We start from the raw sequence: 25991 nt of genomic DNA, 5'->3' as shown, positions 1-25991 counted from the left end.
CAATTGACTCGCTTATCAAAGACCTGTCGTTGTGGGAGCAACAGATGTTGCCTAGAAATTAGATATGCTAGTTGAGGGCCTGAGATACTAGTCTCAGACCCTTTTCGTGGATTCGTTTTTTGTTAGTTCACAGCATGTAAAAGTAATCTTATAATTTACGTCGATTTATTCGTTATTTGAGTTATACTAGAATTAATGTGTGTGACAGATTGAGTGAGAGGTGTAAAATATGTGGAAAAAATTGGGACTAGGCGGACTGGGACTTGTCTTAGCCTTTTTGATACTCTTTAGTGGGCAATTGCCAGCCGCTAAAGCAGCAACTAATATTACTGATCAAACAACGGGGCTAAATGCGCCAAGTAAAATTGAAGAACAAACGGGCGACAATGTGTGGACCAAAATTGCGCTTGATAGCAAGCTTGAAGAGGGACAAAATTATCGGTTAACTTATACGTGGTCGATCGATGATAATGTGATGGTTACGGATGGGGATACGGCTAGTGTGACGTTGCCAACCACTGCGGCACATGGTTATGTGGGTTTTCCGGTGAAAACCAAGACATTACCGACGACCGTTGGTAATTTCGAACTCCAAAAGGATAAAAGTTCAGCGGGGACTATCACCTTTAACAATAAACTGGCAAGTACGAACGTTGGTCGTTCTGGTGAAATGACCTTTCAGGTTACAGGAACTGGCGACAGCACCAACGATAATAGTGGCAGTACACCGATCATAACGAAGAATGGGTGGGTTACTAACTACAATAGTGACGGAATACCAGAAGAAGTCATATGGAATATCGCGTTTAATTCTGAGAACAAGGATCTAGGTACGGTTACGTTGACTGATGATATTGGTGGCAATCAGACATACGTTGGACCAGTGAGTGCTACTGATGCAGCGGGGAAGACGGTTACGCCAACGGTGACAGTTAATGGTTCAGAGGTTACAATGGTCTTTAAAAATGTGACCAGTGAGATTTCACTCACGTATCCAGTTTCAGTGAATACGGCTAACTTAGCGGGATTAACGCAGGGTAACTTTAGCAATTACGTTGGCTTAAATGCAACGAGTGGAGATAGTGGTAATGCAAGTAGCGGTGGTTCTGGAACGACGACTGGAACGACCGGAGATGCCCAAAAGAATGTTCAATGGGGCGGCAGTGCCACAGTAGACGGGAGTTATATTGGCAGTGCGACGTTAACCAAGACAGATGCTACGGACACAGCCAAGATGTTGAGTGGTGCTGTTTATACATTACAAAAGAAGAATAGTGTTGGGGTGTTTGAAGATTATCAGACTGGGTTAACCACGGATAGTAACGGGCAAATCAAGGCGATTGGGTTGGAGACCGGCGATTATCAGTTTGTGGAAACGAAAGCACCTAGCGGTTATTTGATAAATCAAAACCCCGTTCAATTTTCGATTGCGACTTCGGATCTTGAGACTAACCATGCTGTGACACAAAGTGACCAGAAAAATTCGGTGATTTTAACCAAGACGGATGCAACTTCTGGAGAAGTATTGGCGGGGGCTAGCTATAACCTACTAAATAATGATGGTTCCTTATATCAGGGGCCGTTGAGCACGGATAGTAATGGCCAGATCACGGTTAGCAACTTGGCACCAGGTACCTATAAATTCTTGGAAGATACCGCGCCTAACGGATATGCGGTTAACACTGATCCCGTCTCGTTCACAGTGACTGGAAATGAGACTGAACCGATTACGGTGGGTCAGACAGATGTAACCAACGGAGCGGTGACTTCCAGTAGTTCTTCAAACAGCTCGGAATTAACTTCAAGTTCAAACGCTGGCTCATCGTCTAGCTCGGAGCCGAGTTCGAGCGTTAGCTCATCATCTAGCTCGGAACCAAGCTCGACTTCGAGCTCAAGTGTCAGTTCGATATCTAGTTCTGAACCGAGTTCGACTTCCAATTCAAATATCAGCTCAACTTCTAGCTCAGAACTGAGCTCAGTATCTTCTAGCTCGTTCGAGTCGGGATCAGTAGCCAACTCATCTACTAGTTCTAAATCGGTTGCGAAAATTAGCTCAACGACACCTAGTGAGCGGGCGGCATTACTTCAGTCAGGTTTAGCGGCAGATGCGTTGTCGAGCACTAGCACATCTAGTTCTTCAGCAACTAGGTTAACCAGGACTGCGCCTCAAAAGAGACGTTCCACCAATCGGTCTTTACCACAGACTAATGAAGAACAGAGCCTATTTGTGATGTTAATTGGATTAGGCCTTTTTGGAATCAGCTTAAGCATTTGGCAATGGCGGCGGACACATAACGGATAACTAACAAAAAAGGCTGCTGGTTCGGTTATTTATCGAACCAGCAGCCTTTAGTCTATGGTACCCCACAATGACGAGTACACTTCATTATATGAATGATAAAGCATTGGGGGATGTTAATAATGAAGTGGCGTAAACTAAGCTTGGGATTACTCTTGATGGTGGGCCTGATTTGGATATCGGCGTTGTCAATTGGGGTAACTGCACAATCGCAGACGACCGTCATACCGAATGTCTATCGTGGAAGCTGGTTTCAACCGGAGGCCTTACAGTACCGCGTTAAAATGACAGCAACCACGTTCACTTTTGGTGGTGGATACTACGAACACGAACATTGGCAGCCACACAACCAGGTGACTTATCGACTAAGTTCCCACGTAACAGCAGGAACTTTTACCTGGGGAAAACGAAACGCACAAGGATATCACAGCGTCAAAGTGCGGGGTGGTATCTTCTATGTGAAGGAGAATCGAGGGACCCTGTTTGTTAAACAAATTCGTCAAGGCCATGACATCAACGGCTATGATTTAACGTTTGACCAGATTCCTCACGCTGCTCAGGTGTTGTCGGGGGATGTTCATTAGAACCAAAAATTGGCAGCTAAGTCTCACGGGGCTTAGCTGCCAATTTGGGTTAACACCGTTGAATCGAGCGCAATAGCTCAAGGGTGACAATTGTAGTGACCTGATTGGTTTGTCTTAAAATGAGATGACCGAAAGCATCCTGTTGTAAGTGACCAACAACGGTTGTGGGTGCCACGTTGGTAGCCGCTTTAAATTGCAACTGCACCAAATAGTGGCGAGTAATCGCCTGTTGAGAAAAGTAACTAAGCTGAGTCATTGGCATTTGTGGATAAACGAGCTGCCCATTAATGACGGGCAAAGCACTAAACATTTCTTGATAAACAGTGGCGACCCGATCAGAGAGGGTGGGCCGATTAACGATTGGATTTTGCATGTTGATCACCTCGAACATTTGTTTGTATTTTTATTATACGAACACACGTTTGTAAATGCAAGCCTTTTTCCGTAAAAACTTTTTAACAGTTTTTTACGAAAATGGGGAAGGAGATGCAGTAATTATTAACAAATAGTGGTAATATAGTATCCTATAGATTAAAGTTTGCGTGATTATTTCGGTTACATAGGTGTGGTAGGTTTGACTGATGAGTCATTTCCAATCACACACTTAATTAATTTTTATGATGAAGGGATTTTTAAACGATGGCTAAACGTGGAATGCTCATTGTGCTTTCTGGTCCTTCCGGTGTAGGTAAAGGAACGGTGCGAAAGGCTTTGTTCGATACGGGAGCAACGGATTTTTCCTATTCGATTTCGATGACGACGCGGCAACCGCGCGAGGGCGAGGTCAACGGGGTTGACTACTACTTTGTCTCGAAAGAAGAGTTTGAAGAAAATATTCGGACTGGACAGATGTTGGAGGATGCCAAGTATGTTGACAACTACTATGGTACCCCGTTAAAATATGTTAATGAGACTCTCGACCAAGGCAAAGATGTTTTTTTGGAGATCGAAGTTAACGGTGCGATGCAGGTGCGGGCTAATTGTCCCGATGCTGTTTTTGTGTTCTTGACGCCACCGGATTTGATGGAATTAAAACATCGTCTAATTGGTCGGGGAACGGACGCAATGGATGTCATCAACAAGCGCATTAAAAAAGCGGTTGGTGAAATTCAAATGATGCGCAACTATGACTATGCCGTTGTCAATGATGAGGTTAGTCAGGCCGTTGAACGGATTCAAATGATCATCCGGAGTGAACGACTGCGGGTGACACGGGTGATGCCAGATTATGAACAAATGATTGGAGACGAATAAAAAATGTTACTATATCCCTCAGTTGATGATTTATTAGCACAAGTGGATTCACGGTATTCATTGATTATGTTGGCTAGCAAACGGGCACATGAATTAGATGCTGGTTCGAAGCCATTATTGACCGACTACAAGTCGCCCAAGACAATTGGTCGGGCGCTTGAAGAAATTGCGGCCGGTGCATTGATGATTGATCCGGATGAAAAGGATTTAGACGCTTAATTTAAGCGTTCGGTAAAGACCAGGTTGCCATTGGGTAATCTGGCTTTTTTTATCAAGACACTAGATAGTCAGCAGAGTAGTAGGAGGGAACGCGATGTTTGAAGGTAAGCATATAACACTAATTGTAAGTGGGAGTGTGGCAAGTTATAAGGCGGCAACGCTGGCCCGAGAGTTGCAACGAGCTGGTGCCCAGGTGCGTGTGATTTTGACGACTGGGGCGGCCCAGTTTGTCACGGCAGCAACATTTGCGGCACTGACGAAAACTACCGTGTTGACGGATGATAATTGGTGGCAAGCGGATGGTCAGATTCGGCATATTGAGTGGGCCGATTGGACAGATTTACTGATTGCGGCACCTGCTTCGGCCAATTTGATGGCTCAATTGGCGAATGGATTGGCGAATGATGCTGCGAGTGCAACGTGGCTGGCTACAGCGGCACCGAAAGTGGTGGTTCCGGCAATGAACACCCATATGTGGCAAGCGCCAGCGACACAACGGAATCGGCAGCAATTAATGACAGATGGGGTTCACGTATTAACGCCAGCAACTGGTGTGTTAGCGGAAGGCTATTCTGGGCAAGGGCGATTTTTAGCCCCGGCTGAGATTGTGCGGCAACTAGCGGATCTACCGCTATTTACTCCCCAGACCTTGGCTGGCAAGCGGGTGATCGTGACTGCTGGTGGGACGCGCGAGCGATTAGATCCAGTTCGGTTCTTAACGAATGACTCTTCTGGTAAGATGGGCTATGCTGTGGCTGCTGCCGCCCAGCAGGCGGGCGCAAAAGTCACATTAATTACAGCGCCAACGGGACTGTCGGCTCCCAGTGGTGTTGACATCGTAAACATTCAAAGCACAACGGAACTAGCGACGGCTGTACTGGATCGGTTTCCTAATGCGGATGTATTAGTCATGGCAGCTGCCGTGGCTGATTTTCAGCCAGTCACGGTAGCCGATCAGAAGATTAAGAAGACGGCCGATAATGATGAGATGGTTTTAACGTTAAAAAAGACGCCTGATATTTTAAAGCAAGTGGCGGCGATTAAACAACCACATCAAGTGACCGTGGGCTTTGCCGCTGAGACCCAAGCGGTTTTAGCTAATGGTCAAAAGAAACTGGCTGATAAGCAATTAGATCTTTTGGCTGCCAATGATGTCTCTCGCCAAGATATTGGATTTAACAGTGACGATAATCAGGTGACCTTCATCATGCCAGACGGCGTAACGGACCAAACACCTAAGACCAGCAAACGAGTGATTGCCCAAGCCTTAGTGTCACGGGTCGCAACTATTTTAGCAGCAAAGTGAGGTGACAACGCGTGGCTCAAATTGGTCAAGTATTAGTTGATGTGCCCACCATGCAGACCAACGACCCTTATTCATATGCCATTCCGGCAGAATTGGAACAACAAGTCCAATTAGGGATGCGCGTAACCGTGCCATTTGGTCGCGGACACCGGGTTGTTTCGGGGGTTGTGGTTGGCCTTAGTGATGGGACGAACTTTGATGGGCAGTTAAAACCGATTGCATCGGTCTTAGACCTAGCTCCGGTTTTAAATGAGGAATTGCGTCAACTAGCGGACTGGTTGGCGGACCAGACGTATGCCTTTCGAATCACGTGTATTCAAACGATGCTTCCGAATCTACTCAAGGCCCAAACGGCGCGCGAGATTAAGCCGACAACTGAACTCAGTCCGGCCGAGATGGCGCAGTATTTTCCGGATGGTGCTCCTCGCGAATTTGATACGAGTAAATTAGATGATAAGACGATGGCTGGATTATTGCGGTTGCAGCGTGCTGGAAAGGTTGAGGTTACGTATCAAGTGACTAGCAAGGCAACCGCTAAGACGGTGACTGGCATTTTACCGGCCCAGTCAATTGATGAACTGAAAGCCCATCAGGACGCGGTAGTTAAACGCGCCCCTAAGCAAGCTAAACTGTTGGCCTACCTGCAAACCCTGTCGCCAACGACGCCAGTCGCGCAAAGTCGTGTGAGTCATGATACGGGCGTGAGTGCTGCCGTGATTACGGCAGCAGAAGCAAAGGGCTGGTTGGTCAAACAACCGATCGAGGTGTACCGCGATCCATTCCAACGGCCAGTAACCCCAACGGCACCATTAACGTTAAATACGGCACAACAGACTGCAGTGACGGCGATTACGCAGGCAATTGATGAACAACAGTCGCAAAACTTTTTAGTGGAAGGTGTCACTGGCAGCGGTAAAACTGAAGTTTATTTGCAAAGCATTGCGGTAGCCTTAGATCAAGGCCGAACGGCACTCATGCTGGTGCCTGAGATTGCGTTAACCCCGCAGATGGTTAATCGGGTTAAAGCCCGATTTGGTCATCGAGTGGCGGTCTTACACAGTGGTCTATCAAAGGGCGAACAGTATGATGAATGGCGCCGGATTGACCGCGGCGAAGCCACAGTTGTTGTTGGTGCCCGATCGGCGGTATTTGCGCCCGTTAAGAATTTGGGTATTATCATTATGGACGAGGAACATGAGAGTAGTTATAAGCAAGATGAAAATCCACGTTACCATGCCCGCGACGTGGCTTTATGGCGGGGACGTTATCATCATTGCCCGGTTGTATTGGGAAGTGCGACCCCTTCTTTAGAAACGCGAGCGCGGGCTTCTAAGGGGTTGTATACGCGCCTATTGCTAGCTAAGCGGGTCAATGACCATCCCTTATCGACGGTGCACGTTGTGGACATGCGAGAGGCGCTAAAGCAACAAGGAGAAAGTGATTTTTCAGAACCGCTACTCACCGCAATTCAAGCCCGATTAGACCGGCATGAGCAAGTGGTCTTGATGCTAAATCGCCGTGGTTACTCGTCGTTTGTAATGTGTCGAGATTGTGGCTTTGTGTTGAAATGTCCTAACTGTGATATTTCACTCACGCTACACATGGATACACACACGATGAAGTGTCATTACTGTGGGCATGAAGAGGCGATTCCTCACGTCTGTCCCAACTGTCACAGCCGAAAAATTCGTTATTATGGGACCGGGACACAGAAAGTGGAACAGGCCTTACAGCAGTTGGTACCAACTGCACGGATTTTACGAATGGATGTTGATTCTACGCGTCGCAAAGGGGCTCATGAGAAGATTCTCCGGCAGTTTGGCCAGCATGAGGCCGATATTTTGTTGGGCACGCAGATGATTGCCAAGGGACTTGACTTCCCGGATGTTACGCTCGTTGGTGTTTTGAATGCCGATACGGCATTGGGGTTACCGGACTTCCGGGCGAGTGAACGTACCTTTCAGCTATTGACGCAAGTTAGTGGCCGCGCCGGTCGTGCAGATAAACCCGGAGAGGTCTACATTCAGACATTTAATCCGGATCATTATGCCATTGAATTAGCCAAGGACCAGGATTACGAGCGCTTTTTTGTCACGGAAATGCATATGCGCCATCAGGGCAATTATCCGCCGTATTACTTTGCGGTACAGGTCACGGCTAGTCATGAAGATGAAGCGACGGCGGCTAAAGCGATGTATCAAATTGTGGCGGCGGTTAAAAAGGGGCTCAGTGCCAACGCGATTGTTCTAGGGCCAACACCTAAGGCAATTGCGCGGGTTAAACGGAAGTATTATTATCAAGTGGTAATCAAGTATAAACACGAACCACAATTAAAATCGGTTTTGGAACAGATTCGTCAGGCGGCCCAGATTCCGGCCCGTCACGGCTTATCGGTCACAATTGATCCAGAACCAATGAATTTTATGTAAAGATAGAAAGTATGGTGGAACGATGACTTCAGTAATTTTTATGGGAACGCCTCAGTTTTCGGCGCCCATTTTAAGTAGCTTAATTGATAACGGTTATGATGTGTTAGCGGTTGTAACCCAACCCGATCGTCGTGTTGGGAGAAAACACGTTTTAACGGCTTCTCCGGTTAAACAGGTGGCCGTCGCTCATGACATTGAGGTGTTACAACCGGAAAAAATTTCCGGTAGTCCCGAAATGGCGCGGGCAATTGAGCTGGCTCCCGATTTAATCGTGACGGCCGCTTTTGGACAATTCTTACCGACTAAATTGCTAAAAGCAGCTAAGGTGGCGGCAGTGAATGTGCATGCCTCTTTGTTACCCAAGTATCGCGGTGGTGCGCCGGTGCATTATGCTATTATGAATGGCGATTCTGAGACCGGGGTTTCCATTATGTTTATGGAAAAGAAAATGGATGCCGGGGCGGTGCTGGCACAACGGGCCATCCCAATTACGGATCAAGATGATGTGGGGACGATGTTTGCCAAGCTTAGTGATTTAGGCCGTGACTTACTGTTAGAAACGTTACCTAAGCTACTGGCTGGTGAATTGACCCCCGTCCCACAAGACGAGTCACAAGTGAGCTTTTCACCGACTATCAAACCAGAAGAAGAGCGAGTTGATATTAACCTGAGTGCCTGGATGATTGACTGTAAAGTACGGGCTTTACGTCCATTTCCAACGGCACATATTTATCTAAATGGTGTGCGGACCAAACTTTGGCACGTGACCGTTTTGGACCAAAAAACGGACTTACAGCCCGGCGCAGTCGTTAGTCGTGATAAGCATCATTTGGCAATTGCAACTGGCGAACAGGGTGTTTTAAGCTTAGATGAACTCCAACCAGCGGGAAAGCCTAAGCTCAGTATTACGGATTATTTGAATGGGACGACCGACGCATTGACCGTCGGCGAACAGGTGGCAGAATAATGACTAAAAATCAAACGCCCAGAGCGTTAGCAGTAGAAGCTTTAACGCGAGTTGCCGGTGGGGCTTACTCTAACTTGCAACTCGAACAAACCTTGGAAAGCCACCGATTAAGTGATGTTGATCGGCGGTTCGTGACGAATTTGGTGTATGGTACGATCCAGCATCAATTAACGTTAGAATACTATTTATCAAAATTTATTAAGCCTCAGCAAAAGGTTTTGCCATGGGTCAAGATGACGCTAATGGTGGCCCTCTATCAGGAACTGTATTTAGATCGTGTGCCCAAGCGCGCCATCTTTAACGAAGCAATTCAATTAGCTAAGGATCGCGGACACGAAGGTATCCGTCGGTTTGTCACCGGGGTATTGCATGCCATTGATCGACAGGGATTACCAGACTTGGCACAAATTAAAGACCCAATTGAACGGCTGAGCTTGCAGTATTCAGTACCAACCTGGCTAATCACAGCCCTTCAAGAACAGGTTGGCGAAGACAAAACGATGCAAATTTTAGCAACGATCAATCAACCTGCCGCCCAATCCATTCGCGCCAACGTGGCTGTGACCACGGCTGAAGCGGTACAAGCTGCATTAGCAGCGGAAGGGTATCAGGTCACGCCTAGTCAGGTAGCGGCCAATGCCTTTCGTTTGGACGACAAAGCGGCTAACCAGAGTGCATTGTTCGCTGATGGGGCCATTACGATTCAAGATGAAAGTGCTATGTTGCCTGTGGAGGCTTTACAGTTACGCCCGGGTGATCAGGTCCTAGATGCGTGTGCGGCACCAGGTGGTAAGACCACCCAAATTGCGGCACAACTGGATGCGCATTCCGGGGGTAAGGTGACAGCCCTGGATCTGCATGAAAAGAAAGTTAAGCTGATTGAGACCAACGCCGAACGGTTACATGTGACTGATCGCGTGGATGCCGTAGCTTTGGATGCCCGTAAGATTGATGACCAATTTCCAAAGAAGCAATTTGATCGTATTCTGGTTGATGCGCCCTGTTCTGGATTGGGATTGATCCGGCGTAAACCAGAAATCCGGTATGAAAAAACGCCCCAAGATATTCAGCAGTTACAACGGGTTCAATTGGATATTTTGAACGCGGTCAGCAAGAAGTTAAAACCCAATGGTATTTTGGTTTATAGCACGTGTACGATCCTGAACACTGAAAACGATGAGGTTGTGGCCCAATTTCTAGCCACCCACCCAGAGTTTTCGCCTATGCGGGTGACGACTGCCCAGAATATTAAGAGCGATCGGTCGACTGACACGCTAAAGATTTACCCAGATGACTTTGATTCGGACGGGTTCTTTGTCAGTGCCTTTCGGCGGCAAAAATAGGAGTGACAACAATGGAAGTGGCGTATCGAACGTCTATTGGTCAGCAACGGGCAGATAACGAGGATTATGTGGATGTTTTTACCAATCAGGCGGGACAACATCTGGCAATTGTTGCCGATGGCATTGGTGGGCACCAAGGGGGCGACGTCGCTAGTGCGATGGCGGTTTCTCACTTGGGCCATGAGTTTGTCCAGACTGATTTAACGACTCCTGAAGCGGCTCGAACGTGGATTTCAAAAGAGATTACGGCAGAAAATCAGTCGATTATTGATAAATCTAATCAATTTGCTGACCTCAATGGGATGGGAACGACACTGGTTGCGGCACTTTATTTTGCTGAGGAAGTGGTGATTGCCAGTATCGGTGATTCACGGGCCTATCTTCTCCGCGATGACCAACTGCGTCAATTAACAGAAGACCACTCGTTGGTCAATGAGCTGGTAAAACGCGGCGAAATTAGCCGACAGGCGGCACGCCACCATCCACAAAAAAATGTGATTATTCGGTCTTTGGGGATCTCTGATGATGCGCGGTTTGATCTTAAAACCTACCCCTTGGTCTTAGATGATCAATTGGTTTTATGTACAGATGGTCTGACGAACATGGTAGAAGACCAACAGATTAAAGCAGTCTTGACGAGTTCACTGTCGGTGGCAGAAAAATGCGATCGCTTAATTGAATTAGCCAATGCAGCCGGCGGGTTAGATAACATCACCGTCTTAATCATTGCCAACATCTCTCAGGAGGTGGTGGACTAATGCGGACGGGGTACACATTAAATGGCCGTTACCGAATTGTCCGAGCACTGGGCGAGGGGGGCATGGCAAATGTCTATTTAGCACGCGACCTTATTTTGAATCGGGATGTTTCTGTCAAATTGTTGCGGTTAGACTTACGGGATGATCCGGGCACAATCCGGCGTTTCCAGCGTGAAGCACTCGCGGCAACCGAATTGGTTAGTCCCAATATTGTACAAGTCTACGATGTGGGCGAAGAAAATGGGATGCAGTATTTGGTGATGGAATATGTTGAAGGAACTGACCTCAAGGCATATATCAAGCAACACTTTCCAATTCCGTATCAAGAAGTCATTCAAATTATGGAGCAGATTCTAAGTGCGGTGAAAACGGCTCACGAGCATAATATTATTCATCGGGATCTGAAACCGCAAAATATTTTGATTGACCGGAATCAAGTCGCTAAAATTACCGATTTTGGGATCGCGGTGGCCTTGTCGGAGCATAACCTGACACAGACCAATACGGTTTTAGGCTCAGTGCACTATTTATCTCCAGAACAAGCTCGTGGCGGAATGGTGACGAAGCAATCTGACATCTATTCGCTGGGAATTATTCTATATGAACTTTTGACCGGAACGGTGCCATTTGAAGGCGAGACCGCCGTGTCCATTGCCTTGAAACATTTCCAGTCAGAAATCCCGTCAGTTCGTGATCTTGATCCGCGGATTCCTCAAGCATTGGAGAATGTGGTGCTCAAAGCGACTGCCAAGCGTCCTAGCGATCGATATACGGATAGCTTAAGCATGGCGGATGACTTGCGGACAGCACTATCGCCTAAACGTGCGGGTGAAGTACGATTTACACCAGCGGTTGAAGAGGATGGGGAGACCAAGGTTTTGCCAGCCAATGCATTAAGCTCGGTTGCGCCAGATACTGAGCAAGCAACGACAACCCAATCGGCTCCGGCCACGCCGGCAACTGAGCATAAGGTAACCCCCAAGGGGCGAAAGAAGACGCGGCACCCGCGCCGGCGAAAATTTTTACTAGCTGGGCTAGTGGTGTTATTGGTTTTGTTAGGTGTCTTGATTGGTGTGGGACTTTTTCGTCCGCAAATGACCAATGTGCCAAACATCACTGGAAAAACGGAAGCGGTAGCCAAGAGCCGTTTGCGGGATGCTTACTTGACTGTCGGAACGGTTCATAAGACTGCAAGTGCCAAGGTCAAAGTAAACCGGGCCGTGAAAACCGAACCGCGATTTGGGACGCAGTTGAAACGGCAGACCATCGTGGATCTGTGGATCAGTACGGGACCTAAGCGCTATAAGCTAGCAAATTATCAAGGCGATTCGTATGCCAGTACCGCAGCTAAACTAGAAGCGTTGGGCTTCACCGTTCATCGCGAGTCTGTGCACTCAACAAGTGTGCCAGCAGGAAAGATCATGCAGCAGAGCGTGACTGCTGGTAAACAGGTGGTACCCTCACGGACCTCGATAACGCTAACGGTTTCAACGGGATCGGCAACGGTCACATTGGCTGACTTAACGGATAAAACTAAGGTTCAAGCGCAAAACTATGCAACGGCGCACAACTTGAATTTGGCCTTTCAATACACGTATTCCAGTGATGTGACCAAGGGCCATGTCATTCGCCAGTCACCGGGTGAAGGTGCCGTCGTTCAAGAGGGTGATGAGGTCACCTTAACTATGTCACGTGGTGAACAGACCGATAGCAGTTCTAGTACGGATCAGTTCAACGTCACCCTAAAAATTCCTTTTGATGAGGGGGACTCGGACAGTAGTAGTGATAGCACTGATGACAGCACGTCAAGCTCATCGACGTCCAACCTGGTTCAGATTTATTTAAAGGATCAGGATCATTCGCTAAACACCGTTTATAAGCAAATGACGATTACCGCTGATACAACAGTGACGTTACCGTTTACGGTCGTATCAGGGAAAGCAGGAGCTTATAAAGTGGTTCGTGACGGCCACGTGATTGCATCTGATAGTCATGTGACGAAAAATTAAGGAAAACACCTGCAATTCTGACTCAGTTCTTTTATAATAAAGGGGAACTGAGTTTTTTAATGGTGACGAGCAAATGGGCTAGATTGGCTCAACTAATCTTGTAAGGGAGGTGCTGCATGGCGGAAGGACAGATTCGACAATCACTCAGTGGGTTTTATGACATTTATAGTGAAGGTAAAATGTATCGAACCCGCGCCCGGGGGAACTTTCGTAAACGGAAGATTACGCCGTTAGTAGGTGACCGCGTCAAATTTGATAGTTCATCACCCAAAGAGGGCTACATTTTAGAGATCTTACCGCGGGATAATGCGTTAACCCGACCACCAGTAGCTAACATTGATCAAGGAGTGGTCGTGACAGCGGTCGCGGCGCCAGAATTTTCAACTAATCTACTGGATCGACAATTGATTGCGTTAGAGGTGAGTCACATTGCCCCGGTCATTTACTTCACGAAAACTGATCTTATCGATGATGATCGTTATCAGACGTTTGAAACATTGGCTGCCGGTTACCGCAAAATTGGTTATCCCGTGTGTTTGACGCGAGAACCTTTTGCATCAACTGGCTTGGATCAGTTACGCGACACATTAGCGGGTAAAGAAACCGTTATTATGGGTCAAACGGGTGCCGGAAAATCAACGTTATTGAATCATTTGTCACCAGAATTAACGTTAGCAACTGGTGAAATCTCGACGGCCTTGAACCGGGGTCGTCATACGACGAGAAAAGTCAGTTTGATGCCGGTAGCAAATGGTCTAGTAGCTGATACACCGGGATTTTCTTCGTATGATACGCTCACCATTGACTATCGGGAATTGGGACAATATTTCCCAGAATTCCTAAATGTTGCGAGTGAATGCCGTTTTCGTGGCTGTGTGCACGTGAACGAGCCGGGATGTGCCGTTAAAGATCGGCTAGCTGCGGGTGAGTTTATGCAAAGTCGATATGACAACTACCTCCAGTTGCTGACATTGTTAAAGAACCAAAAACCAATTTATAACAAGAAGAAATGAGGAAGAGAATTTATGATTAAAGTAGCGCCTTCAATTTTAAGTGCAGATTATGTGAACCTTCAGCCAGACATCGAAATGGTTGATAAGGCCGGAGCTGAAGTTTTACACATTGATATTATGGACGGTAATTTTGTGCCCGCCTTATCTTATGGTCCAGGCTGGGTTAAAGCTATTCGGCCCATTACCAAGATGGTCTTAGATGTCCACATGATGGTTCAAAACCCAGAACGGTACGTTGAAGACTTCGCCAAGGCTGGCGCTGATATTATTGGGGTGCATGTTGAAGCGACACCACATATTCACCGGGCCTTACAGATGATTCAAAATGCTGGTGTGACACCAGAAGTTGTGATTAACCCTGGGACACCTGTTTCCGCAATCGAACCAGTTCTTGACATGGTCGGCCAAGTCTTAGTAATGACGGTTAACCCTGGCTTTGGTGGTCAAAAGTTCCTACACAGCACGGTTGCAAAGATTGCTGAGTTAGATGCCATTAAAAAGGCAAAGGGCTACGACTTTGATATCGAAGTTGATGGTGGTGTGAATGACCAAACGGTTGTTGATTGTGCCAATGCTGGGGCAACAGTAGCCGTTGCTGGCTCATACGTCTTCAATGCTGATGATCCAGTGTCACGAATCAACGCCTTAAAGGACGCGACGAAATAATGCCACGCGGCGGGACGTTTAATTTATTAGTTGGTGGTCCGAAGGCCAACTGGCCGGAAGACTTTGCCGCAGAAACTGATGGATCTTGGATTGGGGTTGATCGGGGAACGTTACGTTTGATCGATCTTAACATTCAGCCCGTCGCAGCAATTGGTGATTTTGACTCGTTGGCAGCGCCCGAGTTGCAGCGCGTTCGTCGCAATGTAAAGGATATTCGTCAGGCGCAAGTTGAAAAGGACTTTACGGATACGCAAATGGCGGTGTCTGTGGCGTTTAATGACTACGGGGCCGAACGGGTAGACATTTACGGAGCAACAGGCGGCCGGTTAGACCACTTTTTAGCCAATCTTTTTTTGGTGCTGGAACCGCGGTTTAAGCGTTATGCGGGGCAGATTCGGTTGATTGACCGTCAAAATACAGTCAGTTTTTATTTGCCTGGGCGCCATACGATTCAAAAAGAGGCAGACAAAAAGTATTTGGCATTTGTTCCGTTAACGCCAATTGACCATTTAAGTTTGCTAGATGAAAAGTATCAATTGCACAATGAGCCAATTCCGTATCCGATTTCCTTTGCCAGCAATGAATTTGTTGGGGAGACGGGAACCTTTCAATTCGATACAGGACTACTCGGTGTGATCCAGAGTCGTGACACGTATGAGGCGCGTCATGAATAAATTAAGAGCCTGGGATAAAGTTCCCGGGCTTTTTTGCATCAAAAATTTCAAATGATTACAGCAGGACACAAAAAAACACGAACCAGCATGCTGGGTTCGTGTTTTTTATATAACCGGGTCCGTTAACTAGACGCGGGTTACTTTACCTGATTTCAAAGTCCGAGCGGAAATCCAAACCTTCTTTGGCTTACCGTCCACTAAGATGCGAACCTTTTGTAAGTTCGGCTTCCAAGCGCGACGACTTGAATTCAAAGCGTGAGAACGCTTGTTACCGAAGTGCGTCCGCTTGCCGTTGAGAAAATCCTTTGCCATGGCGTAAACCCTCCTTTGTGGTTTCGTTACTTTTTAAAAAAGCAGTGCTTTTTACTCACCTGACTAATTTACCATACTCTTTTGCTGAACGCAATGGTTTCTTTCAAGGAAATTTACTTGACACTTATTTACCGCTAGGGCGTGCATTTCGGAGTTCCTATTTCTATTTTTGCGTGGGTTGTGGTAAGATTAATCTCTGTTAAGATTCTATATCCAGATAAGGAGGCTATTTCCATGGCCGTAAAGATTAAGACTCAGTACGGAACAATTGATATCACCAATGATGTGATTGCGACCGTAGTTGGGGGTGCCGCGACTGATAATTATGGTGTCGTGGGCATGGCAAGTAAGAATCAAATCCGAGATAACGTCAATGATATTTTGCGACGGGAGAATTATGCCCGTGGCGTAGTTGTTCGCCAAGAAGAAAATGGTGTGGCAATCGATGTTTATGTCATTGTTAGCTATGGCACGAAGATTTCTGAAGTGTCACGTAACGTGCAATCTAAAGTTAAATACAACCTAGAAACGATGCTGGGAGTTACTGCAAACTCAGTTAATGTCATTGTTCAAGGGGTGCGGGTGTTGGCTGATTAGCCAGACGTACTGAAATCAAGGAGGATACTTAGTTGAAAGTAACAGAAATTACTAATCTTGAGTTTGGTAAGATGGTTCAGGCCGCCTCGCAAAAACTAAACCAAAACGCTGATTTTATCAACTCATTGAATGTGTTCCCAGTGCCTGATGGGGATACGGGGACGAATATGAGCTTGTCCTTAGCTAGTGGTGCTAAGTATGAACGTGATGCCGATGGTACCGCCGTTGGTGTTCTAGCGACTGCTTTAGCCAAAGGTCTATTGATGGGGGCCCGGGGAAATTCTGGAGTGATTTTGTCGCAGATTTTTCGGGGATTTTCCAAAAAGCTGGCGGATAAGCAAACGTTGACGGCCCAGGATTTGGCCGATGGCTTTGCAGCCGGGGCAGAAACGGCGTATAAAGCCGTTATGAAGCCCACTGAAGGAACTATCTTAACGGTAGTTCGTGAGGGGGCTCAGGCGGGATTAAACACAGCTAAATCATCTGATGATGTCTTAGCTGTCATGGACGCTATTTATGAGGCTGCCAAGGCAGCACTAGCCACCACGCCCGACCTGTTACCGGTTTTGAAACAAGTTGGCGTTGTCGATTCTGGTGGTCAAGGATTGACCTTTGTCTTAGAGGCCTTTAATGACTCATTGAATGGTCGGGTTGCCGAAGATGGCGAATACAAGCCAGATGATGCTGAAATGGACGAAATGATCGACGCAGCCCACCACCAAAGTGTGCAAGGAAAGCTTGATCCTAACAGTATCAAGTATGGATATTGTACAGAAATCATGGTGCGTATTGGTCGCGGTAAGCAAGTCGATCATGACTTTGATTATGATGAATTTTACAAATACCTTGCTGATTTAGGGGATTCTCTGTTAGTGGTCAACGATGATGAAATTGTTAAAGTCCACGTGCATACGGAACACCCTGGAAAAGTGATTGCTTGGGGCCAGGAATTTGGTGATCTCGCAAAAGTTAAAGTGGACAACATGCGGATGCAACAAGAAACCATCATGGAACATGATGAAGAAGCAGCTGCGGATGCTGGTGTGGCCACGGCGACTGCTGACGAGGCACCAGCGGATACGGCGATCATTGCGATTGCTGCCGGTGATGGTTTAGCGACGCTCTTTAAGAGCCTAGGTGTGACACATGTGGTTAACGGTGGACAAACGATGAATCCAAGCACACAAGATATTGTGGATGCTATTAATCAAAGCCAAGCTAAACGGGCGATTGTGCTACCTAACAACAAGAATATTTTCTTAGCTGCTGAACAGGCTGCTAAGGTTGCGGATATTCCAAGTGTCATTGTTCATTCTAAGACCGTTTCTCAAGGGATGACGGCCATGTTGGGCTACAATCCGGATGCTGAATTAGAAGATAATCAAGCGTCAATGGAAGAAAACTTGAGTGCTGTTAAGAGTGGTCAAGTGACGCACGCGATTCGTGATACCCAACTAGATGGTTTTGACATCAAGGAAGGCAACTTCATGGGAATCGTGGATGGCACCATCAAAGTAACTGATGCAGACCTCTTGCAGACAGCTGTTGCAACGGTTAAGGCCATGTTGGATGATGATAGTGAAATTATTACAATTATTTATGGCGCTGATACGACGGCTGATGTTGCAGAACAACTTCAACAAGCGGTTGAATCATTAGATGATGACCTAGAAACGGAAGTTCATGAAGGGGACCAACCGGTTTACCCATTCTTGATTTCGGTAGAATAACGGTCACTTAACGAAGAAAGATTGGGCACTTGTCCAGTCTTTTTTCGCTTTTTATGACGGGAGGGAGACGATAAGATGGCAAGTTTAAGTGATGCAGTCAGTCAGCTAGCAGGCGTTGGCCCCAAGCGGGTTCAAGCACTACAAAGTCTAGGAATTGAGAATATGAATGATCTGTTGACTTATTTTCCCTTCCGTTATGAAGACCTACAGGCAAAAGATCCAGCAGAGTTGACTGACCAAGCGAAAGTGACGTTAAAGGGGACAGTTGCCGGAGCACCAGTACTCACCCGTTTCGGGCGCAAGAAAAATCGATTGAACTTTCGGCTACTCGTCGATGAACATACTGCGATGCCCGTCACGTTTTTTAACCAGCCTTGGTTGAAAGATCAATTAGAAGTGGGGAATGAAATTGTCGTTTATGGGCGGTTTGATGCGAAACGACAAAGCCTGGCGGGGATGAAGATTTTGGCTAGCGCAGATAGTGGGATGGGGTCCATTTACCCAGCCAACAAGGAGATTCGACAAGGAACCGTTAAAAAATTAGTGGCCGAGGCGTATGAGCAGTATGCGCCAGTGATTGTTGATTTAATACCGGAAACCTTACGAGAACACTACCGGCTGTTACATCGGCGCGAAATGATTCATGACATGCATTTCCCAGCTGACGAGACGGCGGCGCAAGCAGCACGACGGACGGCTAAGTTTGAGGAGTTCTATCTGTTCGAACTGCGGTTACAGATCGTTAAGTTGCAAGATCACACGTTGCACGGGCAACCTTTGGCGTATGATTTGTCGAAGCTCAAAGCGTTTATCGCGTCATTGCCATATGAATTAACAACCGCGCAAAAACGCGTGGTTAACGAAATCTGTTTTGATCTAAAGCGGCCGATTCATATGAACCGTTTGCTGCAAGGGGATGTCGGGAGTGGTAAGACGGTCGTTGCGGCAATTGCGATGTATGCGGCCATTACGGCGGGAGCTCAAGCTGCACTGATGGCCCCAACGGAAATTTTAGCGGAACAACATGCGAATAACTTAGCGAAATTGTTTGCAGACTTTCCCGTTAATGTGGCGCTGTTAACGGGGGCGACAAAGGCGGCCGCTAGAAAAACGCTACTCCCACAGATTGCTCAGGGCGGCGTTGACCTGTTAATTGGGACCCATGCGTTAATCCAGCCGGAGGTAACGTATCATCAGCTGGGACTGGCCGTGATTGATGAGCAACATCGTTTTGGGGTTAATCAGCGTCAAGCACTGCGTGAGAAAGGTCAGCAGCCCGATGTGCTGGCAATGACCGCGACACCTATTCCACGAACCTTGGCCATTACAGCTTATGGTGAGATGGATGTGTCAGTCATTAATGAGTTGCCGGCTGGTCGTCAGCCGATCAAGACGACCTGGATTCGAAGTAACCAAGTTGACGCCACGTTGCGTCAGGTTAAGGCAGAATTGAGCACGGGTTCACAGGCGTACGTTGTCACACCGCTGATTGAGGAGTCCGAAGCGGTCGATATGAAAAATGCCGAAGCAATTTATGAGCGCTTTAAAACCGAATTTGAACCGACTTATAAAGTGGGTCTTTTACATGGTCGGATGAAAGATGACGAGAAAAATGCGATTATGGCCGCCTTTAAGGCTAATGAATTCCAAGTGCTGGTAGCGACAACTGTCATTGAAGTTGGCGTGGATGTTCCTAATGCCACATTGATGATGATTTATGATGCCGATCATTTTGGACTCGCTCAGCTTCACCAATTACGAGGACGGGTTGGTCGAGGCACTCGGGCCTCTGCCTGTATTTTGATTGCTGATCCGAAGAATCAGTTGGCGATTGAACGGATGACCACGATGACCAGTACCAATGATGGGTTTGTTTTATCGCAAAAAGATTTGGAGTTACGAGGCCCAGGTGATATTCTGGGAAGAAAGCAATCTGGTGTACCGGATTTTAAGGTCGGTGACCCAGTGGCTGATCTTAATATCTTGAGTGCGGCTCAACAGGCAGCTAAAGAGACCGTGGCTGCCCCAAATTGGGCGGAAAAGGATGCGAATTTGGCTTTAGCAGCCTTCTTGAGCACGACAGCGCACCAGACAACAACGATGGATTAAAGGAGACGGAAAATGAAGATTGCAGTAGACGCAATGGGTGGCGACTACGCCCCTGATGAAATTGTCAAAGGGATTGAATTAGCACGCGATGCTTATCCAGATTTGGAATTTTTATTGTATGGGCAAACGGCAAAGGTGCAACCGCTGTTACAGAATACAACGCGGATTGAACTCGTTGATGCTCCTGAAGTGATTGCTATGGAGGATGAACCGGTACGTGCGGTTCGACGAAAAAAGCAATCAAGTATTGTGTTAGCTGCAACGGCGGTTCGTGAGGGCCAAGCAGATGCGTTTTTCTCTGCCGGCAATACGGGGGCAGTGTTAGCAGCCGGGTTGTTAATCATTGGGCGGATCAAGGGAATTGAACGACCAGGGTTGACGACGACGCTACCTGTTTTGCAACAGCCAGATCAATCTAGTTTTGTCATGCTCGATGTCGGTGCTAATGCGGACACGAAGCCATTTAATGTCGTGCAATACGCGATCATGGGCCAGTATTACGCGCAGTCAGTCATGCACGTTGACAACCCGCGGATCGGTCTATTAAATAATGGGACGGAAGCCGATAAGGGTGATATGGCGCACCGTGCGATTCATGACGCCTTGGCTAATATGGCGGAAATTAATTTCGTGGGTAACGTCGAGTCACGTGAATTGTTAAATGGGGCTGCTGATGTGGTGGTAACGGATGGCTTTACCGGAAATGCGACGCTAAAAGCAGTTGAAGGCACAGCCTTATCCATGTTAAAGCTAATTAAAGGCGAGATTATGAGCGGCGGCCTAGGCGGTAAAATTGGAGCCAGCATGTTGAAGCCCGTCTTCCGTCAGGTGCGAAGTGCGATGGACTATTCACAGTATGGCGGCGCTGTTTTATTAGGATTAAAAGCACCAGTTGTCAAAACTCACGGTTCCACCAAAGCGGAAACCGTTAAGAATACGATTGGCCAGATTCAGGAATTGCTGGCGAGTCACAGTGCCGATCAGTTAGGGACTTATTTTGCCGAACATAGTGATGAAATGGCGGCTTTGAAGGAGAACCTAAAGGCCTAATTGACGGGGATGTTTTCGTTGAAACGCTAGACATGGTGGACTAAAACGGTTAGACTACTTATTGAATACTGTGAGTGAGGGATAAGAATGACTAAAGCAGAAATTTTTGATAAAATTGCGGATATTATTGCCGACCGATTTGAAGTCGACAGAGACGCTATCAATGATCAATTGAACTTCAAACAAGATCTGGATGCTGATTCAATTGATTTTGTTGAGTTTGTTTTGGAATTGGAAGATACATTCAGCGCAGAAATTTCGGATGAAGACGCTGAAAAGTTAAACACAATTGGTGAAGTGGTTGATTATATCAATGCGCATCAGCCAGGTGACAAGTAAACATTGAGCGAGTCCGGGCCGCAACCTGTCGTCCCGGGCTTTTTCAATCTAAGTATACAGAAATGAGGGATCAGACGTGATTGCTGGATTAAATCAGGAATTAAAGGATCGGTTCGATATTCATTTTAAGGATCAATCATTACTTGACGAGGCGTTTACCCAAGCGTCTTATGTGAATGAACATCCCCACCAGGGCTTAAAGTTCTATGAACGGATTGAGTTCTTAGGGGATGCAGTGATGCAGTTAGTTGTTTCTAATTATATTTTTCGCCGTTACCCGGCTATGCCTCAAGGTCGGTTGACCCGACTACGGGCAGCGATGGTTAACGAACAAAGTTTTGCCAGTTTTGCTCGTGAGTGTCACTTCGATCAGTATATTCGGTTAGGTCGTGGTGAGGAAAAGGCGCAAGCCCGGCAACGTGACTCGCTGTTATGCGATATTTTTGAATCATTTATCGGGGCCCTATACATGGATCAGGGCCTGGATAAAGTTGTTGAATTTGTGACAACGGTGGTTTTTCCTAAGTTGGATGAGGGCCGATTTGATGAGTTCTTTGATCATAAAACGGAGCTCCAAGAATTGGTTCAAAAAAATGGACCAGTTGATATTGACTACCGGTTATTGGATGAGGAAGGCCCTGATAATGATCGGGCCTTTAAGGTAGCGGTTTACGTGGATGACAAACTGTTAGGCGAGGGGCATGGTCATTCTAAGAAACATGCGGAACAAAATGCGGCGCGACATGCGTTAGAGAACTTGAAGTAAGGATGAACAAACGATGCGGTTAAAGACATTAGAAATTAGTGGGTTTAAATCCTTTGCGGATAAAACTCGAATTGACTTCTTGCCCGGAATGACTGGCATCGTCGGCCCTAACGGTAGTGGGAAGAGTAACATTTCCGAGGCCGTTCGCTGGGTGTTGGGGGAGCAGTCCGCCAAAAGCTTGCGGGGAAGTAAAATGCCAGACGTGATTTTTGCTGGATCGGCAGATCGCCACCCGTTAAATCGTGCGGCGGTGTCAATTACCTTGGACAATAGCGATCATTATTTAAAAAGCGACTATACAGAGTTAACCATCAGCCGACTATTATATCGATCGGGTGACTCAGAGTATCAATTAAACGGTCAGAGTTGCCGGTTAAAGGATATTACCGAGCTATTGATGGATTCTGGTATGGGACAAGACTCGTTTTCAATTATTTCACAAGGGCGCGTTGAGGCCATCTTCAACAGCAAGCCTGAAGATCGGCGAAATATTATTGAAGAGGTTGCGGGAGTCTACAAGTACCGCAAACATAAGGAAAAAGCGCAACGCGAGTTAGACGACACCATGGCCTATCTACACCGGGTCGAAGACATTATTGCTGAACTGGAAGGGCGCGTTGAGCCCCTAGAAGAACAGAGTAACCTGGCCCAAGATTACCTGGATCAACAGCAAAAATTTGCGTTGCTTGATCGAACACAGTTAGTGCGGCAATTGCATACGGAAATGGCGCAGAAGCAAACGGCCGACACACAAGTTGTTGCCAAACAGGCGCAGGTAGCAGCGCATCAGGCGGCAGCACAAGAGCAAGCAGCAACGGTGCAAGCGTTAAAGCAGCAACAAACTGAGCTATTGGCCCAAAAGGATGCTTTACAAGAAAAATTGGTTACGGCGACACAGCAAGTGGAGCACAGTCAGGGACAAGTTAACTTATCGGGTGAGCAACAACGGCACCAAGATGAACAGCGACAGCAGTTACAAGCGCAGCTCACGATGCTATCCCAGCAGTTAACAACTAACCAGACCGATTTGGCAGCAGTCCAGGCTGAATCTGACCAGCTTGCGACTACAATGAAGGATGCCCAAGATGCGATTCGCCAGCTAACAGCGGCAACGGATCCTCAAGTGGTAACTGATTTGCGTCAACAGTTGGAAGACCAGCGGACCGCTTATTTTGACCAGAAACAGCAAGTGGCCAATTGGCGCAATCAACGGCAATATCGTCAACAGGATCAGCAGCGATTACAGCAACAAGGGCAGCGGGTCGCCCAACAGTTGACGCAATTACAAGCAACGGCCCAATCCGCGCAGACAGCGGTCACTGAGATTCAGGCTAAAGCGACGGCTCATAAAGCTCAGTTGAACGAAGCGGAACAGGCATTAGATGCAGAAGCGGGTCAGTATCAGCAACATCAAAAACAATACCAAGCATTGCAGCACAACTGGCAGGCCGCATTAGAAGTCTATCAGCGAGCGCAAACGAAAGTGGCTAATCAACAAGCTTCATCGGCTGAATATGGCGGTTTTTATCAAGGTGTTCGGGCTATTTTGAAGCAACGGCAACATTTTCGTGGGTTACTGGGAGCGGTATCTGAATTACTTGACGTCCCCCAACGTTATACCACAGCCGTTGAGTATGCTTTGGGTGGTCAGCTCCAACAAGTTGTCGTTGACGATGAAACGACCGCGAAGGCGGCGGTCGGGTATCTGCGGGATCACCGAGCCGGTCGGGCCACCTTTTTACCTTTAAGTACCGTTCGGGGCCGCCAGATTGACCGACAAACGCTGCAGCTGTTGCACAGTATGACGGGCTATTTGGGGGTTGGTAGTGAGCTTTTGACCATCAATGACCAAGCCCAAGTGATTCTCCAGTATCTGTTAGGAACAACGATTTTTGCGGCTAATTTAGATACAGCTGTCGCCATTAGCCAGCGGATTCATCATCGGTATCGAGTGGTGAGCTTGGCCGGGGACGTGGTTAGTGCAAGCGGTGCGATCACGGGTGGTCAGTCTACACAAAGCCATAGCAGTGTGTTACGGCAACAACAAGAGTTACAGCAATTACAGGCGTCTATTGCCACGATGCAGCAACAGTTGACGGACCAAGAGACTAAGATTAAGGCCCAACGTGTAGCCTTACAGGCCAGTGAACAGCGCAGCCAAGCGCTTCAAGCAACGATCAATGAGCTTCAACCGCAGTGTCGGCAGTTAGACGATCAGTTGGCTAACGCCCAGACAACGTTGGAGCAAGCTAACCGGCGCGTTAAGGCGGCTGAGTTGGAAATCCAACAGGCCCATGCGGGTGAAACCGATGAACAAGCGGATCAATTGGCAGAACAAATTGTTCAAGGTGAAGCGCAAATCACTGAAACTGAGGCAGCGGTTAAGACACTTCAAGCTAAGATTAAGCAAGTAACGACCGCTCAGGCCCAACAGCAAAGTGAGCTGACGTCCAAACAGACTTGGTTGGCAGGAGCTAAAGAGCGTCAGCAACAACAGCGGGCAACGGTTAAGCAATTGCAAGCAGATATAGCTGCGGCGCAAACGGATCAAGCAACTGCCACAACTAAGCTGGCAGAGCTTGAGCGTCAGCAGGCGTTAACGCCCGCTGATGCCCAGGCGCAGTTGGCTCAGGCCCAAGCTGATCGGCAAACAATCGAACAGAAACTTGCCACAACCAATGAGCAGCTAACAACGGTCAATGACGATCTAGCAGCCGCAGAAACAGCTAATCAGCGTACGAGCGGCTTGCTACAATTAGCTAATGATGAGCTGCAACAGGCTCAAGTCAGTCAAACTCAGTTAGCGGCACTGATTGATCAGCAGCAAAATCAGTTGTCAGAAAAATATCAATTGAGTTTAGCCGCTGCTGAAAAAGATGTCAGTGATCTTCCAGCTGATGACTTAGCGGTACAGTTAAAATTATTAAAGCGCGGATTGGATGAAATCGGGACAGTTAATCTTAATGCGATTGACGAGTATCGAGAAGTTAAGGAACGCTATGACTTTTTGACACAGCAACGGGATGATTTATTGACCGCCAAGGCGCAATTAATGACGACCATGACCGAACTGGATGGTCAAGTCAAAACTCGCTTTAAGGCTAGCTTTGATCAAATTGCCGCGAAATTTACGGCTACCTTTCGGCATATGTTTGGCGGCGGGACGGCTGAATTGGTATTGACCAATCCGGATGATCTATTGACGACGGGCATTGATATTATGGCGCAGCCGCCTGGAAAGAAGTTCCAGAATATGGGACTTCTCTCTGGGGGTGAACGGGCGTTGACGGCTATCACCTTGTTGTTTGCAATCTTGCAAGTTCAACCAGTACCGTTTTGCATTTTAGATGAGGTTGAGGCAGCGCTGGATCCGGCTAATGTGACGCGTTTTGCCCGGTACATTCATCAGTTCCAAGATCAAACGCAATTTATTGTCATCACGCATCGAAAAGAAACGATGGTTCAAGCGGATATTCTTTATGGGGTAACGATGCAAGAATCCGGCGTCTCTAAAATGGTCGCTGTGGATCTTGATCACGAAGAAACGCGTACAGAAGGGAAGTAAAT

General features: G+C 47.3%; 22 protein-coding genes. 20 read left to right on the top strand and 2 right to left on the bottom strand.

The window, feature by feature from the left end; translation table 11 throughout:
• Positions 1-229 precede the first annotated feature (229 nt).
• A complete protein-coding gene (locus tag FC61_RS02920) occupies positions 230-2302 on the top strand; it encodes an MSCRAMM family protein (protein WP_021741220.1) in 2073 nt (690 codons plus the stop codon).
• A gap of 119 nt (positions 2303-2421) precedes the next feature.
• Complete coding sequence (locus tag FC61_RS02915) at positions 2422-2883, top strand: hypothetical protein (protein ID WP_035464264.1); 462 nt, start codon at positions 2422-2424, stop codon at positions 2881-2883.
• Between the two features lie 49 nt (positions 2884-2932).
• Here FC61_RS02915 and FC61_RS02910 read toward each other — a convergent pair whose 3' ends face one another.
• Entirely contained in the window at positions 2933-3256 is a 324-nt protein-coding gene (locus tag FC61_RS02910) for a hypothetical protein (RefSeq protein ID WP_035464266.1), read from the bottom strand.
• A gap of 266 nt (positions 3257-3522) precedes the next feature.
• Between FC61_RS02910 and gmk the strand changes: the two genes are divergently transcribed.
• The 11 genes from gmk (at position 3523) to FC61_RS02855 (ending at position 15521) form a co-directional block, all read left to right on the top strand.
• On the top strand, positions 3523-4137 hold the full coding sequence (gmk, locus tag FC61_RS02905; RefSeq protein WP_057717081.1) for a guanylate kinase: 615 nt from the start codon (positions 3523-3525) through the stop codon (positions 4135-4137).
• 3 nt (positions 4138-4140) lie between these two features.
• Positions 4141-4356: a DNA-directed RNA polymerase subunit omega gene (rpoZ, locus tag FC61_RS02900; RefSeq protein ID WP_011667692.1), complete on the top strand. Its 216-nt coding sequence runs from the start codon at positions 4141-4143 to the stop codon at positions 4354-4356.
• Positions 4357-4450: 94 nt separating this feature from the next.
• A complete protein-coding gene (gene coaBC / locus FC61_RS02895) occupies positions 4451-5662 on the top strand; it encodes a bifunctional phosphopantothenoylcysteine decarboxylase/phosphopantothenate--cysteine ligase CoaBC (protein WP_021741224.1) in 1212 nt (403 codons plus the stop codon).
• 11 nt (positions 5663-5673) lie between these two features.
• Entirely contained in the window at positions 5674-8091 is a 2418-nt protein-coding gene (gene priA, locus FC61_RS02890; protein WP_021741225.1) for a primosomal protein N', read from the top strand.
• A gap of 22 nt (positions 8092-8113) precedes the next feature.
• Positions 8114-9058 (top strand): methionyl-tRNA formyltransferase, encoded by a 945-nt coding sequence (fmt, locus tag FC61_RS02885; protein ID WP_021741226.1) that lies wholly within the window; start codon positions 8114-8116, stop codon positions 9056-9058.
• Complete coding sequence (gene rsmB, locus FC61_RS02880) at positions 9058-10401, top strand: 16S rRNA (cytosine(967)-C(5))-methyltransferase RsmB (protein WP_021741227.1); 1344 nt, start codon at positions 9058-9060, stop codon at positions 10399-10401. Before fmt ends, rsmB begins: the two co-directional genes overlap by 1 nt.
• 11 nt (positions 10402-10412) lie before the next feature.
• Positions 10413-11159, top strand: coding sequence for a Stp1/IreP family PP2C-type Ser/Thr phosphatase (locus tag FC61_RS02875; protein WP_021741228.1), 747 nt, complete (start codon positions 10413-10415; stop codon positions 11157-11159).
• Positions 11159-13168, top strand: coding sequence for a Stk1 family PASTA domain-containing Ser/Thr kinase (gene pknB / locus FC61_RS02870; RefSeq protein ID WP_021741229.1), 2010 nt, complete (start codon positions 11159-11161; stop codon positions 13166-13168). The genes FC61_RS02875 and pknB overlap by 1 nt, the downstream gene beginning before the upstream one ends.
• A gap of 116 nt (positions 13169-13284) precedes the next feature.
• Positions 13285-14181, top strand: a complete 897-nt coding sequence (gene rsgA / locus FC61_RS02865) for a ribosome small subunit-dependent GTPase A (RefSeq protein WP_021741230.1) — start codon at positions 13285-13287, stop codon at positions 14179-14181.
• Between the two features lie 12 nt (positions 14182-14193).
• Positions 14194-14847: a ribulose-phosphate 3-epimerase gene (rpe, locus tag FC61_RS02860; RefSeq protein ID WP_021741231.1), complete on the top strand. Its 654-nt coding sequence runs from the start codon at positions 14194-14196 to the stop codon at positions 14845-14847.
• Positions 14847-15521, top strand: a complete 675-nt coding sequence (locus FC61_RS02855) for a thiamine diphosphokinase (protein ID WP_042516729.1) — start codon at positions 14847-14849, stop codon at positions 15519-15521. Before rpe ends, FC61_RS02855 begins: the two co-directional genes overlap by 1 nt.
• Positions 15522-15647: 126 nt before the next feature.
• On the opposite strand, the gene rpmB is transcribed toward FC61_RS02855, so the two are convergent.
• Complete coding sequence (gene rpmB / locus FC61_RS02850) at positions 15648-15833, bottom strand: 50S ribosomal protein L28 (protein WP_011667682.1); 186 nt, start codon at positions 15831-15833, stop codon at positions 15648-15650.
• 234 nt (positions 15834-16067) lie between these two features.
• On the opposite strand from rpmB, the gene FC61_RS02845 reads away from it, so the two are divergent.
• The 7 genes from FC61_RS02845 (at position 16068) to smc (ending at position 25989) form a co-directional block, all read left to right on the top strand.
• Complete coding sequence (locus tag FC61_RS02845) at positions 16068-16430, top strand: Asp23/Gls24 family envelope stress response protein (RefSeq protein ID WP_011667681.1); 363 nt, start codon at positions 16068-16070, stop codon at positions 16428-16430.
• A gap of 32 nt (positions 16431-16462) precedes the next feature.
• Positions 16463-18160, top strand: a complete 1698-nt coding sequence (locus FC61_RS02840) for a DAK2 domain-containing protein (protein WP_021741234.1) — start codon at positions 16463-16465, stop codon at positions 18158-18160.
• 75 nt (positions 18161-18235) lie between these two features.
• Positions 18236-20269 carry an ATP-dependent DNA helicase RecG gene (gene recG, locus FC61_RS02835; RefSeq protein ID WP_021741235.1) on the top strand — a complete coding sequence of 678 codons (2034 nt, stop codon included), beginning with the start codon at positions 18236-18238 and terminating at the stop codon, positions 20267-20269.
• 12 nt (positions 20270-20281) lie between these two features.
• On the top strand, positions 20282-21319 hold the full coding sequence (plsX, locus tag FC61_RS02830) for a phosphate acyltransferase PlsX (protein WP_021741236.1): 1038 nt from the start codon (positions 20282-20284) through the stop codon (positions 21317-21319).
• An 87-nt stretch (positions 21320-21406) separates the two neighbouring features.
• Positions 21407-21658, top strand: coding sequence for an acyl carrier protein (gene acpP, locus FC61_RS02825; RefSeq protein ID WP_011667677.1), 252 nt, complete (start codon positions 21407-21409; stop codon positions 21656-21658).
• A gap of 76 nt (positions 21659-21734) precedes the next feature.
• Positions 21735-22424: a ribonuclease III gene (gene rnc / locus FC61_RS02820; RefSeq protein ID WP_011667676.1), complete on the top strand. Its 690-nt coding sequence runs from the start codon at positions 21735-21737 to the stop codon at positions 22422-22424.
• A 13-nt stretch (positions 22425-22437) separates the two neighbouring features.
• Positions 22438-25989: a chromosome segregation protein SMC gene (gene smc, locus FC61_RS02815; RefSeq protein WP_021741237.1), complete on the top strand. Its 3552-nt coding sequence runs from the start codon at positions 22438-22440 to the stop codon at positions 25987-25989.
• Positions 25990-25991 lie beyond the last annotated feature (2 nt).

The sequence above is a fragment of the Levilactobacillus brevis ATCC 14869 = DSM 20054 genome (assembly GCF_001433855.1).
GTDB classification, from domain to species: Bacteria; Bacillota; Bacilli; order Lactobacillales; family Lactobacillaceae; genus Levilactobacillus; species Levilactobacillus brevis.
This window is presented reverse-complemented; position numbering and strand designations above follow the sequence as displayed.